Raw genomic sequence first — 15,980 nt, 5'->3', positions numbered from 1 at the left:
ACTAATCATCACGTCGTCATACTTCATGATCTCCGCTCCTCACGTACTAGTTGTATGCGAAGGTAGCCGACACTCGTACTCCGAGTAGCAATTTAGTTTTGGGAAATGGTAGTATTACAACTTAACTGATTCAATTAATTTTCTAACTCCATCTACTGATTTATTAAATAGATATTGTTCTTCATCATTTAATTTTATTTCCACTATTTTTTCTACACCATTTTTACCAATAATAACTGGCACTCCGACATACATATCTTTTACTCCATATTCCCCTTGAAGATAAGCAGCACAACTTAATATTTTACGTTTATCTTTTAGATAACTCTCTAACATTTCAATAGCAGAAGTTGCCGGAGCGTAATAGGCAGAACCATTTTTAAGTAGTGAAACAATTTCTCCACCACCATTTTTTGTGCGATCTATTATCGCATTAATACGTTCTTTCGTTGACCACCCCATTTCTACTAAATCTAAAACTGGTATGCCGTTAATTGTCGAATATCTAACCAAAGGAACCATTGAGTCACCATGACCTCCAAGTACAAAACTACTAACATTTTCTACGGAAACATTAAATTCATTGGCTAAGAAAAAGTTAAATCTTGATGAATCAAGTACCCCAGCCATACCAACCACCATATTGCTAGCTAGTCCACTTTCCTTTAACATTACGTAAACCATAGCGTCAAGTGGATTGGTTATAACAATGACAAAAGCGTTCGGTGCATATTGCTTAATGTTGCTAGCCACAGTTTTTATAACAGTAGTATTAACATTAATTAAATCATCCCGACTCATTCCGGGTGAGCGTGGTACTCCAGCTGTAACAATTATAGCATCTGAACCTTCTATGTCTTTATAATCGTTAGTACCTTTGGCAATTATATCTGATCCGGTAATTGTTCCAGCTTGTGATATATCTAAAGTCTTACCCTGCGAAGGGTCTTCAGATAAATCAAACATAACTATATCAGCAAGTTCTTTGAGGCTGATCAAATGTGCAAGTGTTCCGCCAATCTTTCCTCCACCAATTAAAGCAATTTTTGTTCTTTTAGCCATACTTCCTCCTGAAAAACATTTTATGAATTCATTGAATCAAAAAATTCTGTGTTAGTTTTAGTGTTTTTAAGTTTATCAATTAAAAATTCTGCTGCATCGATAGTTCCCATTGGGTTAATGATTCTACGAAGAATCCACATTTTGGTTAAAATGGCTTTATCAACCAATAGCTCCTCTTTACGTGTACCAGATTTAGTAATATCAATCGCAGGGTAAACACGCTTATCAGCTATTTTGCGATCGAGGACTATTTCAGAATTACCAGTACCTTTAAATTCTTCAAAGATTACCTCGTCCATACGAGAACCGGTTTCAATTAAAGCAGTTCCTATTATAGTCAATGAACCACCACTCTCAATATTTCTTGCCGCTCCAAAGAATCTTTTTGGACGTTGCAGAGCATTTGCATCAACTCCCCCAGTAAGAACCTTACCAGACGAGGGTACAACAGTGTTATAAGCTCTTGCAAGTCTTGTTATTGCGTCAACCAATATTACTACATCTCTTTTATGCTCGACCAACCTTTTAGCTTTCTCAATAACCATTTCAGCAAGCTGAACGTGTCTAATAGCGGGTTCATCAAAAGTTGAGCTAACTACTTCACCACGCACTGAACGTTGCATATCAGTAACTTCTTCTGGGCGTTCATCAATTAACAAAACAATTAAAAATACTTCGGGGTTATTGGTGGTAATAGCATGAGCTATATTTTGCAATAGAACAGTTTTTCCCGTTCTTGGTGGAGCAACAATCAACGCACGTTGTCCTTTACCCATAGGAGCAACCAATTCAATTATTCTTGTACTAAAATCCTTACTATTATCTTCTAGCTCTAGGGATAATTTTTCTTCAGGATAAAGTGGCGTTAAATTATCGAAATGTACTCTATGATAGGCCTTAGAAGGGTCTTCAAAATTAACTTTGTTTACTTTTAACAAGGCAAAATAACGTTCTCCTGGTTTTGGAGCTCTAATTTGCCCTTCTACCGTGTCCCCTGTACGTAGTCCAAAACGACGAATCTGACTTGGGGAAATATAAATATCATCAGGACCGGCTAAGTAATTTACTTCTGGAGATCTAAGGAAGCCAAACCCATCAGGTAAAATTTCAAGTACGCCTTCTCCTGAAATCAAATCACCCTGCTCAACAGATTTCTTGAGTATAGCAAAGACTAGCTCTTGTTTTAGCAAAGCACTAGAATTTTCAATATTAAGATTTTCTGCCTGTATTTGCAATTCTTCAGGTGACTTACGTTTTAATTGTTTAAGATTGATGATAACAATACCATCTTTATTAGGATTATCATACTTGGTACTATTATTATAATAAATATCAGGTGATTCCTTATTGTTAGTAACTGTATTTTGGGTCATACCTATTTTTTTTAGATTAGTTAAGATCAGACTTTTCTAGAAACTTTATTCTTTCTAGGTCATTTTGTTGTTAGAATCAATCGAAGGAATTCTCATGTACACTAGTACTACTTACGATTTTTTGATTAATTTTTTAGTAAAAATTCCTTTCATAGCTAGTTTTGAAATAGGTCTATTGCTTTAAAAACTGGGAGAATCACGAAACCTACGAAAGTCAAGTTACTTAAAGATTAAGGTTAGACTACTACTCGAATGATTAGACTTCTTGCATAATTCTACTTTTGTTGGTAATTTATTCGTCGTGCCTAGGCTCAAATCCGTAACGGAATTTGAGTGTGCTGCAAGTCGAGATTTCGTGGCTTCCTTAAATCCTTGCACATAAGCGAACTCTGCAAGAAATTTATTGAAATTAGCATCACAAAATTTTGACAGCTCAGCTAGACTATGTGAACCTAGAGAGCATTCGTATTTCCGAGTAACTAACTTAATTTGGGAATTGGTATTAATACTAACTTAATTATTTATATTTATCAAATTATTTTGCGGTTGTCAAACAAATTACACATGGTAGGGTAATTTATAGCTAACCCGAAAAGGTTTTAGGTATAGTAATGGTGAAGCCTTGATGTCTCGCGTCTCATCTTCGAGATAAATATGAGCAGAAATTATGCTATAGAACGTGAGTATTATGCGACGAGTGGAGTGTAGAATTAAATTCTCGTTACTGACTACATGTATGAACCTCCTGTAAAATGCAAGAAAAAAATAACATCTAATAGCAAAAATGCAAATGCATACATGTATCCGGCTTATAGTTAATAAATTATGTGTAATTTATCCTACAGCCCTGATGGAATTCGCTGGCTTACAAATTTACTATATACTTATCATTTTATCGGCTTCAAAGAGCCATTGTAGTCATCAGTTTCTTTGTAAGCTAAGGTTTGTCTTATTTACCATCAATATTATTATCTCACGCATATTCCGGGTTGGAATCTCTTACATATTCTTTGTTTACCTATTAATTAATAAACCACTATTTATTTTATTTTATGTTAATTATAATAGCTTTGTGCTACAAACTTTACTCTCTACATAATCATCCCCTGACCTTAGTACTGCAAACACCACTCTTGCCAGTTTATTAGCTACAGCAACTACTGTTTTATTATGTCCATTTCGCTCAGATAAATTAAACATCCACTGCGTAAATTTGCTAAAATCTTTTTTAGATTTTTGTTCTTCCAATGTAAATCTTATCTTGGCATTTAGTACAGCTCTAGCTCCTTGGATCAATAGAGTACGCAAGTAAACATCACCTCGCTTGCTAATTCCAAGCAACTTATCTTTCCCTCCACTGGAATGCTGCCTTGGCACTAATCCAAACCATGCCGATAATTGCCTACCATTCTCAAAACTTGTAGCATTACCTATTGATGCTATTAAAGCAGTAGCAGTAATTAAACCAAGACCAGGTATAGCTGTTAATCGTTGATATTGAGTTAAGTTGCTAGCTATTATTTTTAATCTTTTTTCTATCTCTTTTATTTTTTTGTCATTATCCAAAAATTCCTCTTTCAGTTCACTAAATGTTTGATAACCCAGCTGGCTTAAATTTCCTTCATCTGAAATCTCGGTTAATTTTGTCATAACCTTATTGATCCCTTGAGGAATAATAAAACCAAATTCATGTAGTAGACCCCTAATTTCATTAGCAAGGGCAGTACGATTTTTTACCAATCTCTCTCTTACTCGATGAATTGATAAAATATCTTGTTGTTCTACAGTTCTAATTGGTACAAACCTCATATTTGGTCTTGTTACCGCTTCACATATAGCTTCTGCATCAGCTTGATCATTTTTATTAGTTTTAACATACGGTTTGACAAATTGTGCTGCCATTAGTTTTACTGTATGCCCCAATTTAGTTATTTCTCTTGCCCAGTAACTAGCTCCGCCGCAAGCTTCCATCCCTACCAAACATTTTGGTAAATTAGCCATAAATGTTAAAACTTGATCTCTCATTAATTTTTTCTTTAATACCGTCTTACCATTTTTATCTACACCATGAATTTGGAAAATTCTTTTTGCAATATCTATACCAATTGTGGTAACTTCCATCTTAGCATCCTGATTGTTATTTTAATATTTAATATTAACTTTAGAAGATTAGCAACTGCTTTTCATTCTGTATATCAGGAGATCCATACCATTATTTTTTCACCTGTGGAATTTTATAATAAAGAAATACTGATAAAAGTGTACTTTAATGACAAGAGTTTTTATTTGAAACAAAACAATGGTAATACACATAAGAAGCATTATGTTGACTAATTTTTAGTATGTCAAGTAGAAAAGTGATGTTTACATGATTACAAACTTCATGCCAAAACCACTGCAAACCTGATTCTTTAGACGTTTTAAGCACTTTTTTGTCTCGAAGATGAGTCGCGTAGGTAGCGAAATCTAAATACAATTTTACGATGTCATCCCAGCGAAAGCTGGTATCGAAAAAAATAGACAGGAAGGGTACTATACTAGCTTCTATACGACAAAATTGACCAATTTACCATAACCTTCCTTTATTTACTGCTTTAAGAGCAGGTTTAGTAGGTTTAGTAGATGTTGTTAGTTCTCTTTTAATTGTTTCTACATGCCTTAACGTTTTTTTTACTTGTTGAATTTCTATTTTAACATTAGTACTAATAATACTAGACATGCTTGGATTATTTTGTGGCTTCATTGATGATAATTTATCTGTTTGAGTTTCCTGAACTATGGAGGCTTTTGTAGGCATTTCTTCTACCTTTGGGTTGGGCAGACCAGCAGTATCTTCAGCTAGCTCTTGAGATATAGATTTGTCCATCTGAGCTATCGAATTGCTCTGTAACTTATCCACCAAGACTCTGTTATCTAGTTGGTCCGTAGTTAACTCATTTAATCTGTGTGCTTCTATATTTTCTAACTTAGCTTCTGTTGGTGTTGATACCACAAAATTAGAACTACTAGGTTCGGGTATTTGTTTTGTTTCTATGCTAGAATGTTGAGTAAGAGGAGGTGGTGGTGTGGACACTGAAGTTGACATGGTTGGTGCAGTTTGATTGCTATATTTGTCTGTAAGGTGTGTAGCAATATCCTGTAAATTATTTGTAGAAATAGGTAATTTTTTAATCACAGAAGAATACCAAGATTTATCTGCTGCAATTTTATTTGTTATGTCAGATATTATCTCGTCTTTGTGATTTCTTAGTTGCTCAGAACCAAGTTCTATTAAAGTTGGAGATAATTGTTCCGAGATTTTATTATTTTGTTGTTCTGTAATCTTTATATCTGTTTTATTTTGAATTCTGTTAATAGATTCTTTAAGGATTGGTTTTGAGACTAATTCTGCATCTTTATCTTTAATAATTGGATTAATAGAATCGGCAAATCGTTTGATATTTTCTTCTGTAATTTTTGTCTCATCTAAGGTTAGAAACGAAGAATTTTTTTGAGCATTATCTACACTAAAAAATTTCTGAGCTTCCTTGCCAATTAAGCTATGTAATTCTGTTGGTTTCCACTCTTCAAATAACTCAGTTGCTAATTCACTCGGCATATGGACATAAGGTAGCAGCTGTTTACAAAAAGCCTCTTGTCTACTCTTTTGTTCTTCCATAGGACCAGTATCCTGTATCTTTATACTAAGAGTCAATAAAAGCCTTTTGGTTTCATTTGCTCTATAATTAACAAACTCTGGACTTAACCCATTATTCCTACTATCTACTAATTCTTTTATAAAAGAATTAGTAGATTCATTAACTGCATTAGAAAGAGCTGTACGTTCTGTCTTATTAAGTTTTGTGAATTCTTTAGCAAATTTAACAGTTTTATTTCCTTGGCTAATAGTTTTATTAAAAATATTAAGTTGCTCGGTACTAAAATGTCTTGTATCTGCTTGTAAACTTTCCATAGTTTTGTTAATTACTGTACTGGCATAATCTGATTTAGGAATTGCTTGACCTTTTAATTCTAATATTACTTTTTTAACAGCTTCAAGAGCGATCTTATCCTCATCATTGTTACTTTTAATATCATTTAATACAAATCCCTTTAAACTAGCTTCTAAGTTTGCAAATTGCCTATCTGCTTTTGCCTTGTCATTGTCGTTCATAAGCCTTTTAGAACGTTCTATATTTAAACTAAAATTATCAAGAAGTTCTTCTGTCTTTTTATCAGATAAATTACAGTAAAAACTTTCTGTTGCTAATCCAGTCATTGCACTCATAAATGATTCGTTAGTACCAATGAGTACTCCATTAGCTATAAATTCTTTTGATAATTGTGGAGTTGGTTGTTTTAGAAATTTAAGTTTATATGTGTATGCCCTTCCTATTAATTTATTTATATTTTCAATCTCGTTTTTAGTGTTAACTCTAATAATATAATCTTGTTTATCTGCTAAATGGCTATCACTTTCGTACCCAGAATCAACAGATCTTACCGATATATTATCATCTTGATTCGTACTATATTCAGAATGAATAGACTCCTTATCACTCTCAAAATTAGATATATTTAAATTACTGGATTCTATAGTTGCTCTATTGTCTGACATAAAAACCTTTCATTATATACTCGATGAAAATCAACAATTGCGTTGTCATTGTCCAAGACCTGCGGTACTCACGTACTAATGTACGCTGTACTCCTCGGCTTGGACACTCCTAGCACTTGTTGATTTTGATTCTATCGTCTATCAACTCTTCATTTACGAGCAGTATATTAACCACAAAATTGGAAGACATATAATCCCTATTGCAAAAGAGTCTCTATTGAATTGATGATTCTTGCAAGCATTTTGATATAGAATAAATATACTTAACGCATTTCAGAGTTGGCGTTGTTGTATTTTTGTAAAAAACCCTGCTAACCTCAGTTTTGGATTAAAATTTTTAATTTTAATCCAAAAATGGCTAGAATATCAAAAAAATGCATTCTTGAAGCGGCTGGTACGAATGCATTTTAATCTATTATCGCTAATAATCTTATTTTTATTGGTACAAAAATAAGATTATTAGCAAATGAAATATTTAACAATCAGGCGTCAAACAGCTTTAAGCCTGATTGTTTACTTTCTCATTCCAATTTCGGATTAATGAAATTAATCCGAAATTGAGGTTGCTAATATTTATTCTTCACAATTGTTTGCCTTCAGCTATAATAGCATGTGTAGATATTCTAAGAGTTAATTATGTTACAAATTAGCGATAAAATTTTTTCTAATCTTAGTGGGCAGGAAAAATGTGATATAATAAGTAGTAAGCAACGTGGAGATTGGGATAATACAAAAGATTTTGTTATTAAAGGTAAAGAATGGATAATTGATGAAGTAAAAAAATCAGGTCTGCGAGGACGGGGTGGTGCTGGATTTTCGACTGGCACCAAATGGTCGTTCATGCCTAAAGACCATCCAAAGCCTAGTTACCTAGTGGTTAATGCTGATGAATCAGAACCTGGTACGTGCAAGGATCGTGATATTTTGAGGTATGAGCCACATAAATTAATTGAAGGTTGTTTGCTCGCCGGCTTTGCTATTAACGCACATACTTGTTACATATATATTCGTGGTGAATTTTATAACGAATCCTCCAATGTACAGCGTGCTATAGATGAGGCTTATGATGCCGGTTTTATAGGCAGTAATGCTTGTGGTACAGGGTATCATCTTGACATTCATTTGCATAGAGGGGCTGGGGCGTATATTTGCGGTGAGGAAACAGCTCTGCTCGAGAGCTTAGAGGGCAACAAGGGCTTCCCTAGATTAAAGCCACCATTCCCGGCTAATTTCGGCTTATATGGTTGTCCAACAACTATTAATAATGTTGAATCAATTGCCGTTGTGCCTACTATACTTCGGCGTGGAGCTGATTGGTTTGCTGGAATCGGTAAGCCTAATAATACCGGAACAAAGATTTTCTGTATTTCTGGTCATGTAAATAAGCCATGTAATGTTGAAGAAGCCATGGGCGTACCTTTAAAGGAGTTGATTGAGAGATATGCCGGGGGTGTACGGGGTGGATGGAGTAATCTGAAAGCTATTATCCCAGGTGGTTCATCAGTACCGTTGCTACCAAAGTCATTATGTCAGGATGTTGCAATGGATTTTGATAGTTTAAGAGCAGCTGGTTCGGCACTCGGGACTGGTGGAATTATTGTTATGGATAATTCTACGGATATTATTTACGCTATTGCTAGGCTTAGTAAATTCTACATGCATGAGTCTTGCGGTCAGTGTAGCCCCTGTCGAGAAGGTACAGGCTGGATGTGGCGAGTTATGATGCGACTGGTACGCGGTCAGGCAAAAATAGATGAAATAGATCAATTATTGGACGTTACAAAAATGATCGAAGGACGTACTATTTGTGCCCTTGGAGACGCTGCTGCTTGGCCTATTCAAGGGTTAATTCGTCATTTCCGTCATGAGATTGAAGAAAGACTAGCTAGGCAAGGGGTTTAGTTTAGATTGCTCTGTTATTGTTAGCAAATTAGTATCATATAAATGAAGAAAATAATAAGTCTGAACATAAGTAGAAAATCTCAATTTATTATTGCATTTGTTATAATGGGGTTATTATTGCTTATATCATATCGTAGTCGTTCATCTTGTATTATTTACATGTTGCCATCGGAATATTTAAATAATGGAAATTTAGCATATTTCCAATTTAATAATCATAATAAACTACAAGAATTACTTCCTAAAAATATTAGATATATTGAACAATATAATATAATTGCCAGTGGACAATTTAGTGTCAACCAATTTAAAAATGCTATTGGATCTAAAACAGATATTATTGATGTTGATTTAAGGAATGAGTATCATGGATTCAACGACCTAAACCCAGTGTCCTTTATCAGTTTACCATATGATGACGTCAACGCTAATAAATCTCAAGAGGAAATTATAGTACGGGAGCAATATCTTTTTGGTTCAATATTACCAACTTACAAGCAACTTAGTATATATGTAAATAATTTGAAGACTACGCCAACAAAGAAGGATCCGGCAATCTGTATACCTATTTCTACTAAGACTGAAGCTGATATAATGGCAGGTTTGAATATTGATTATTATAGAATTACCACATTAGATCATCGAGAGCCCAATCGTGATAATTTAGATAAAATGGTAGCACTTTTTGATCAAAAATTAAAATTAAATCCAAGTCGATGGGTTTATTTACATTGCTTAGGTGGAGATGGTCGTACCACGGCAGCTACAGCTGAGCTTATGATGTTAAAACAACAAGAAGCTGGCGAGTTACAACCATTCGATGATTTGGTAACATATGTAGAATCAGTTAGTAATGGTTATAAGTTAATACCAAGTTGTAAGCCTAGTGTTCAAAATTATCGCTGTCAATGGAAGTTGGATCGTTATAATACCTTAAAAATATTCTATAATTTTGTGCGAACAAGAACTGAGAATCAAACTTTTAGTGATTGGCATAATGTAATGTTCCAAAAGAAAAAGACATTGTAATTAACTTGATTATATTAATAATTTATGTTTTAATTAATCATATTAATTAAAATAATTATTATCATGGAAGAATTAAATGCAACTGAAGCAAAACGTGAGTTTGGTGAATTACTTATCAAAGTGCAAACAGAACCTATCAGCATTAGTAGAAATGGCAAGCCTATAGCTGTAATAGTTTCTGATAAAGAGTTTCATGAATTAGAATCTTTTAAAGAACAAGTATTAAAACTTGCAATTTCTGAAGGATTAGATGACTTAGCAAAAAATAAAATACACTCTCATAAGGTTGTTTTTGATAACTTAAAAATAAAGCTTAATGATTCAGTGTAAATTTACAAATAGTGCGAAACGTGATCTTGAAGATATTAGAGATTACACACTAAAACATTGGGGAAGGCAGCAAACTATAAAATATTTAGATGAGATACATAACAAAGCTATTGCTTTAAGTCTTAATCCTAATATAGGTACTTTACGAAATGATATATATCCTACCTTATTGAGCTTCCCTACAAAAAAACATATATTGTATTATCTAAAACAAGAGTATGGTATTATTATAGTTAGAGTATTACACAAACATATGTGCTATAAGCTTCATAACTTTCCAAACCTCAATAACCTCAAATAAAATCATTCCCAAAAAAATATGTCATCTTTTTTACAGTATTATATATAATGCAACCTAATTTATTTTTGTTAAGTAAAAAACATGGGAAAAAAGCTTTTTATTAAAACTTATGGATGTCAAATGAATGTATATGACTCCATCAAAATGCAGGATTTGCTAGAGCCATTTGGTTATCAGCCAACTGATTCTATGCACCAAGCTGATATGATTATTTTAAATACTTGTCATATTAGGGAGAAAGCTGCAGAAAGAATGTATTCCGAGCTTGGTCGTATCAAACAAATTAAAGATGATAGAAAGTCAAAGGGAGCAGGTAATGTAATCGTTACTGTTGCTGGATGTGTTGCACAAGCTGAAGGTGATGAAATTTTTAGAAGAGCTAGTTATGTAAATATAGTAGTAGGTCCACAATCTTACTACGATTTACCAGAGCTAATAGCAAAGATTGCTAGACATGAAAAACATGTAATTAAATTAGATTTTGTTGAAGAAGCTAAATTTGATAAGTTACCTGAACAATCTAATATACAAGGAGTAAGTAGCCTTATTTCAGTTCAGGAAGGTTGTGACAAATTTTGTACTTTCTGTGTTGTCCCTTATACTCGGGGTGCAGAATTCTCAAGAAATCTAGAACAAATATACAGAGAAATTATAAAATCCGTTTCAAACGGAGCGAAAGAAGTAATCTTGCTAGGTCAGAATGTTAATGCTTATCATGGAAAAACTATTGAAGGCAAAGAATGTAGTTTAGCAGATATAATCAGCTACATAGCAGAAATAGCAAATCTTGAGCGTATTAGATACGTTACTTCTCATCCTATTGATATGACAGAAGATTTAATTCTGTTACATGGGTCGGAATCAAAATTGATGCCGTTTTTACACTTGCCAGTACAGTCAGGTTCTAACAAAATTTTAAAATCAATGAATCGTAAACATAACAGAGATTATTATTTCGATATTATTAATCGTTTAAGAAATGCGAGAAGAGATATAGTCTTTTCATCTGACTTTATTGTAGGATTCCCCGGAGAAACGGATGAAGACTTTGCTGACACTTTAGATTTAGTAAAGAAGGTTGGTTATGGTCAGTGTTATTCTTTTAAATATAGTCCAAGACCTGGTACACCTGCTGCGGTTAAAGAGCAAGTGCCTGAACATATCAAATCTAGGCGTTTAGCAATTTTACAGCAAGAAATATCTCGCCAACAATTATTGTTTAATGAAAGTTGTATTGGCAAAATAATGCCAGTATTGTTTGATCGTGACGGTAAATTGGACAATCAACTGATAGGAAAAACATGTTATATGCAGTCGGTGCATGTAATAAACCCTGCAAAAGATTTGTTTGGTCAGATTATCGATGTAAAAATTACCGAGGCTGGGGCAAGTAGTTTGAGCGGAGAAATGGTGCTGTGACCTGATAATCAGGTTTTTATTGAGTTATATAATTCAGGACAGTTTAAAAGTCATGAAAAGAAGCTGAGAAGATGTCATTCCCGTGTAGGCATTGCCCGCGTGGATCACTAATATGTCATTCCTGCGTAGGCACATAGGCGTCAACTTAAGAGCGTAATGATTGAACATGTATAAACAAATTAAACACAGTCGTCATAGCAAGGCTCGTTAGATGCCGTGGCGATCCAGATAAACAGCGAAGCTGTTTTTTAGAGTAACGCTTCGCGTATCTTAGATTGCCGCGTCGCCGCTTGCAGCGGCTTCTCGCTAATAGACGTTTAGGTTTGATTTACTTATACATGCTCAATCATTACGCTCTTAAGTTGACACCTATGCGCGTAGGCGGGAATGACATAAACTGCCATGAATTGTAGTCTTCAGAAGAAAACTTGATTATCGAGTATTACGTTAGACAAAAAGCTGGTAGCAGAAATATTATCTAAGATAAAACTTTTACTTGAATAAATGTGAGAAATACTTTGTCAAAAATGCTCAAATTTTTTTATATATTTTTTAAATTATTTATAATATCAGGCATAATAGCTCTTAGTGCTTGTATATATTTGTTGTATCATTACTCTAAAGATCTACCTGACTATTCTCAACTTGCCGATTATCATCCACCATCGGTAACAAGAGTTTATGCACAAAATGGAAAATTAATGGAGGAATATGCTTTGGAACGTAGAGTTTTTGTACCTATTAGTAGTGTACCACGTTCTCTTATAGAAGCGTTTATTTCAGCAGAAGATAAGAATTTTTTTGAACATCCAGGAGTTGATGTTATAAGTATAATCAGAGCAGCCATATTCAATATCTCTAATATTTTGCATCATCGTAGAGTAGAAGGAGGGTCAACTATTACTCAACAAGTAGTTAAGAATTTTTTATTAACCTCTGAAGTATCAATAGAACGTAAGATCAAAGAAGCAATTTTATCCTATAGGGTCTCAAAAACCTTTACTAAAGATCAAATTTTGGAGTTATATCTTAATCAAACATTTTTTGGTAGGGGAGCTTATGGAGTTGCCATGGCTGCTCAGAATTATTTTAATAAGTCTATTGAAGATTTAACTGTTGCCGAATCAGCTTTTATCGCTGGCCTACCAAAAGCACCATCAAATTTTAATCCGGAGAGAAATTATGCTAGGGTGAAAGATCGTAGAGATTATGTTATTATGAGAATGTTGGAAGATGGTTATATAACGCAAGAGACAGCAAAAGAAGCAGTAGATACCCCTATTACTTTGCAAAAGCGGGATCGTAACGAAACCGTTACAGCCGGTTATTATGCTGAGCAAGTACGGGAAGAAGTCATTAGTAAAATTGGCAGTAAAGAATATTTCTATACTGGAGGGTTAACGGTTATTACTTCACTTGATGCTGGTTATCAGCAAGCTGCAGAAAATGCTCTTAGGCAAGGCATAAGAGCATATGATAGGAAGCATGGTTTTAGAGGAGTTATAACTAATATTGATTTAAATAACTGGCAAGATAATTTAAATAAAGTAGCAAAACCTCCAGCTATTTTAGAATATCAATTAGCTGTTGTGTTAAATGTTTCAGATAATCAAGCGGAAATTGGTCTTTGTGACTTGAGTAAGTCAAAAATAGTTTTATCAGAAATGAAGTGGGCAAAAAATGATCTTAAATCAGTAAAAACTCTTTTACAAAAGGGTGATGTTATAGTAGTCGAAAAAGTAAATGCTAATTACGGATTAAGGCAAATTCCTACCGTTAATGGTGCGATTATAGTGATGAATCCTACAACAGGTCAGGTACTTGCCAGCGTTGGTGGATATGATTTCACAGTTAGTAAATTTGATCGTGCTACTCAGGCGTTGCGACAACCAGGATCACTCAGTAAAACTTTTGTTTATCTTGCTGCTTTAGAAAACGCAATCCAGCCAAATAGAATTTTTGAAGATGGTCCAGTAGAGATTCCGCAAGGTCCTGGCATGCCAGTTTGGCGACCAAAAAATTATAAAGGAAATTTTCTAGGTTCAATTACTATGCGTATAGGGCTTGAGAAATCACGAAACCTTGTTACTGTTAGGGTAGCACAAGCTATAGGACTAAGCAAAGTTGCTGAGATAATCAAGCGATTTGGTATTAATAATGAGCCGAAGAGATTTTATTCTATGGTGCTTGGTTCGCTCGAAACTACACTAGAAAAAATGACCAATGCTTATGCAATAATTGCTAATTCAGGGAAAAAAGTTACACCGCATTTCGTAGAACTAATTAAAGATCGTAATGGTAAAATAATTTATCGTAGAGACAATAGGGAATGTAAAAATTGTAATGTATCTGATTCCCAGCTTACTGATAACGTATCACTCCCTATCCTACCTCAACCCGACTATCGGATGATTACCGATGAAGCAAGTGATTATCAGATTATCTCATTTCTCACTGGAGCAGTTGAAAGAGGTACGGCAACCGCTGCAAAAAAACTTGGTAAAGTTATAGCTGGCAAAAGTGGTACTACCAACGATAGTATGGATACTTGGTTTATTGGTTTTACTCCAAAAATAGTTGTCGGAACATATATTGGTTATGATACGCCAAAAACACTAGGAAAAACTGCAACAGGCTCAAGTGTTGCCTTACCTATATTTATTGATTTTATGGAGAAGGCTTATTCTGATATTCCATCACTGGCATTTAAAGTACCAGAATCAATTAAATTGTTACCAATAGATCCAACAACTGGTAAAGTTACTTCTGCTAGTAGTATTATGGAAGCATTCAAAATTCATGATATACCAGTATTAGATTATCAGAACCAAGGTCAAGATAATGATGCTTTCCATAATATTCCTCCCGAAAAAGATCCTTCTCAGGAGATATATTAAGCTCAAATATCATGAAAAGGTAATAGTTCAGGTTCATTTTTAAGATTTTTAATCTTTTCCGGTAAGCCTAAATAAGCGGCTATAGCTAAAAATAGCCCTAAATATTGTTTAGGGTTTACTAACATTACTAGATCTTCATAAATTCTTAAAGGGGGTACAGAAGAAAATTGCTTATATAATTCTACAATCTCAAAAGAAGGGTTATTTGCGAAGGCAGCTTTTAATATTTCAATGTTTTTATTATTCCAGCTAGAAGAATTTAGAGGTAGATAGAGATTTAATGCGGAGATATGTGAAGGTATAAGTTTAATAGCTGATTCTAAATAATGGATAGCATCTTTTGTCTCATTAGCTTCTAGCATATTTTTGGCAGCGTCAACATAATAATCAGCTATTTTGTTCTTTATAGACTCTAGTTTTTGTGCGTCAACTCTGTTAAGTTTGGATACCACAAAGATAAATTTTGTCCACAGAGAAAGTTTAGCATAACAATCAAGTAAAATTTCTAAAGTTTCACTATCAAATTCATTTAGGTTAAATGATCTAACAGCATAATTCTCAGCTGTTTCATACATATTATTTTGATAAAATATTTGTGCAAGTCTTTTGGTAACAAAGGCACTATAATGTTTAGATTGCTCTAATTCCTGAAAATATTTTATTCTTATTGAAGTATCTAATTCTGCTTCTGCTAAAAGTAAAGTATGAAATACCTTGTTTTCTTTAGTTAAACGATGAGCTATTTTTTGACTAGTTGCTACTGACTTTGATTTTTCACCAGCAATATATTCTGCCATAGCCTTCATCAGTAGGTAATTATCAGTAGTAGCTCTTTTGGAAAAGAAAATATCTTTTAAATTAGCAGGTAGGTCAATAATTAGAAATATTATTTTTAAAAAAATAGCACTAAAAAGTGTAAATAATATATATAAAATAATGAAAGTAAAAAAGGAGGTTTCTATATAATAATCATATAAATTTAAGGTTAATGTTGAGTCAAGCTGATTTAAGACAGAAAAACCTAAATATAATAACAAAAATGTAATACAAATTATTAATAATCTTATCAT

The 15,980-nt window shown here is 33.6% G+C and carries 12 protein-coding genes; 6 read left to right on the top strand and 6 right to left on the bottom strand.

The features are described 5' to 3' along the window. Nucleotides 1–114 precede the first annotated feature (114 nt). The 5 genes from mdh to AAHN03_RS01295 form a co-directional block, all read right to left on the bottom strand. Nucleotides 115–1,062 carry a malate dehydrogenase gene (mdh, locus tag AAHN03_RS01315; RefSeq protein WP_342278856.1) on the bottom strand — a complete coding sequence of 316 codons (948 nt, stop codon included), beginning with the start codon at nucleotides 1,060–1,062 and terminating at the stop codon, nucleotides 115–117. A 20-nt stretch (nucleotides 1,063–1,082) separates the two neighbouring features. Next, nucleotides 1,083–2,435, bottom strand: a complete 1,353-nt coding sequence (rho, locus tag AAHN03_RS01310) for a transcription termination factor Rho (protein WP_341762045.1) — start codon at nucleotides 2,433–2,435, stop codon at nucleotides 1,083–1,085. A gap of 1,059 nt (nucleotides 2,436–3,494) precedes the next feature. Next, nucleotides 3,495–4,556, bottom strand: a complete 1,062-nt coding sequence (locus AAHN03_RS01305) for an IS110 family transposase (protein ID WP_342278855.1) — start codon at nucleotides 4,554–4,556, stop codon at nucleotides 3,495–3,497. A gap of 145 nt (nucleotides 4,557–4,701) precedes the next feature. Next, nucleotides 4,702–4,863: a hypothetical protein gene (locus AAHN03_RS01300; protein ID WP_342278854.1), complete on the bottom strand. Its 162-nt coding sequence runs from the start codon at nucleotides 4,861–4,863 to the stop codon at nucleotides 4,702–4,704. Nucleotides 4,864–5,001: 138 nt separating this feature from the next. After that, on the bottom strand, nucleotides 5,002–7,032 hold the full coding sequence (locus tag AAHN03_RS01295) for a hypothetical protein (RefSeq protein ID WP_342278853.1): 2,031 nt from the start codon (nucleotides 7,030–7,032) through the stop codon (nucleotides 5,002–5,004). A gap of 636 nt (nucleotides 7,033–7,668) precedes the next feature. Between AAHN03_RS01295 and nuoF the strand changes: the two genes are divergently transcribed. The 6 genes from nuoF (at nucleotide 7,669) to AAHN03_RS01265 (ending at nucleotide 14,910) form a co-directional block, all read left to right on the top strand. Beyond that, a complete protein-coding gene (gene nuoF, locus AAHN03_RS01290; RefSeq protein ID WP_342278852.1) occupies nucleotides 7,669–8,934 on the top strand; it encodes an NADH-quinone oxidoreductase subunit NuoF in 1,266 nt (421 codons plus the stop codon). Nucleotides 8,935–8,976: 42 nt separating this feature from the next. Beyond that, nucleotides 8,977–9,963, top strand: a complete 987-nt coding sequence (locus tag AAHN03_RS01285) for a hypothetical protein (protein WP_342278851.1) — start codon at nucleotides 8,977–8,979, stop codon at nucleotides 9,961–9,963. Nucleotides 9,964–10,026: 63 nt separating this feature from the next. Then, nucleotides 10,027–10,293 carry a type II toxin-antitoxin system Phd/YefM family antitoxin gene (locus AAHN03_RS01280; protein ID WP_342278850.1) on the top strand — a complete coding sequence of 89 codons (267 nt, stop codon included), beginning with the start codon at nucleotides 10,027–10,029 and terminating at the stop codon, nucleotides 10,291–10,293. Beyond that, nucleotides 10,280–10,594, top strand: coding sequence for a type II toxin-antitoxin system RelE/ParE family toxin (locus tag AAHN03_RS01275; RefSeq protein WP_342278849.1), 315 nt, complete (start codon nucleotides 10,280–10,282; stop codon nucleotides 10,592–10,594). Before AAHN03_RS01280 ends, AAHN03_RS01275 begins: the two co-directional genes overlap by 14 nt. Before the next feature lie 81 nt (nucleotides 10,595–10,675). Further along, a complete protein-coding gene (gene miaB, locus AAHN03_RS01270; RefSeq protein WP_342278848.1) occupies nucleotides 10,676–12,013 on the top strand; it encodes a tRNA (N6-isopentenyl adenosine(37)-C2)-methylthiotransferase MiaB in 1,338 nt (445 codons plus the stop codon). Nucleotides 12,014–12,540: 527 nt separating this feature from the next. After that, entirely contained in the window at nucleotides 12,541–14,910 is a 2,370-nt protein-coding gene (locus AAHN03_RS01265) for a penicillin-binding protein 1A (protein ID WP_342279234.1), read from the top strand. A gap of 2 nt (nucleotides 14,911–14,912) precedes the next feature. Here AAHN03_RS01265 and AAHN03_RS01260 read toward each other — a convergent pair whose 3' ends face one another. Continuing rightward, complete coding sequence (locus AAHN03_RS01260) at nucleotides 14,913–15,980, bottom strand: tetratricopeptide repeat protein (protein WP_342278847.1); 1,068 nt, start codon at nucleotides 15,978–15,980, stop codon at nucleotides 14,913–14,915.

This window comes from Candidatus Tisiphia endosymbiont of Myopa tessellatipennis (genome assembly GCF_964031105.1).
Lineage (GTDB): Bacteria > Pseudomonadota > Alphaproteobacteria > Rickettsiales > Rickettsiaceae > Tisiphia.
This window is presented reverse-complemented; position numbering and strand designations above follow the sequence as displayed.

Coding starts and splice junctions, on each gene's coding strand:
- mdh (WP_342278856.1), bottom strand. CDS start 1,062: ATGGCTAAAAGAACAAAAATTGCTTTAATTGGTGGAGGAAAGATTGGC.
- rho (WP_341762045.1), bottom strand. CDS start 2,435: ATGACCCAAAATACAGTTACTAACAATAAGGAATCACCTGATATTTAT.
- AAHN03_RS01305 (WP_342278855.1), bottom strand. CDS start 4,556: ATGGAAGTTACCACAATTGGTATAGATATTGCAAAAAGAATTTTCCAA.
- AAHN03_RS01295 (WP_342278853.1), bottom strand. CDS start 7,032: ATGTCAGACAATAGAGCAACTATAGAATCCAGTAATTTAAATATATCT.
- nuoF (WP_342278852.1), top strand. CDS start 7,669: ATGTTACAAATTAGCGATAAAATTTTTTCTAATCTTAGTGGGCAGGAA.
- AAHN03_RS01285 (WP_342278851.1), top strand. CDS start 8,977: ATGAAGAAAATAATAAGTCTGAACATAAGTAGAAAATCTCAATTTATT.
- AAHN03_RS01280 (WP_342278850.1), top strand. CDS start 10,027: ATGGAAGAATTAAATGCAACTGAAGCAAAACGTGAGTTTGGTGAATTA.
- AAHN03_RS01275 (WP_342278849.1), top strand. CDS start 10,280: ATGATTCAGTGTAAATTTACAAATAGTGCGAAACGTGATCTTGAAGAT.
- miaB (WP_342278848.1), top strand. CDS start 10,676: ATGGGAAAAAAGCTTTTTATTAAAACTTATGGATGTCAAATGAATGTA.
- AAHN03_RS01265 (WP_342279234.1), top strand. CDS start 12,541: ATGCTCAAATTTTTTTATATATTTTTTAAATTATTTATAATATCAGGC.
- AAHN03_RS01260 (WP_342278847.1), bottom strand. CDS start 15,980: ATGATAAGATTATTAATAATTTGTATTACATTTTTGTTATTATATTTA.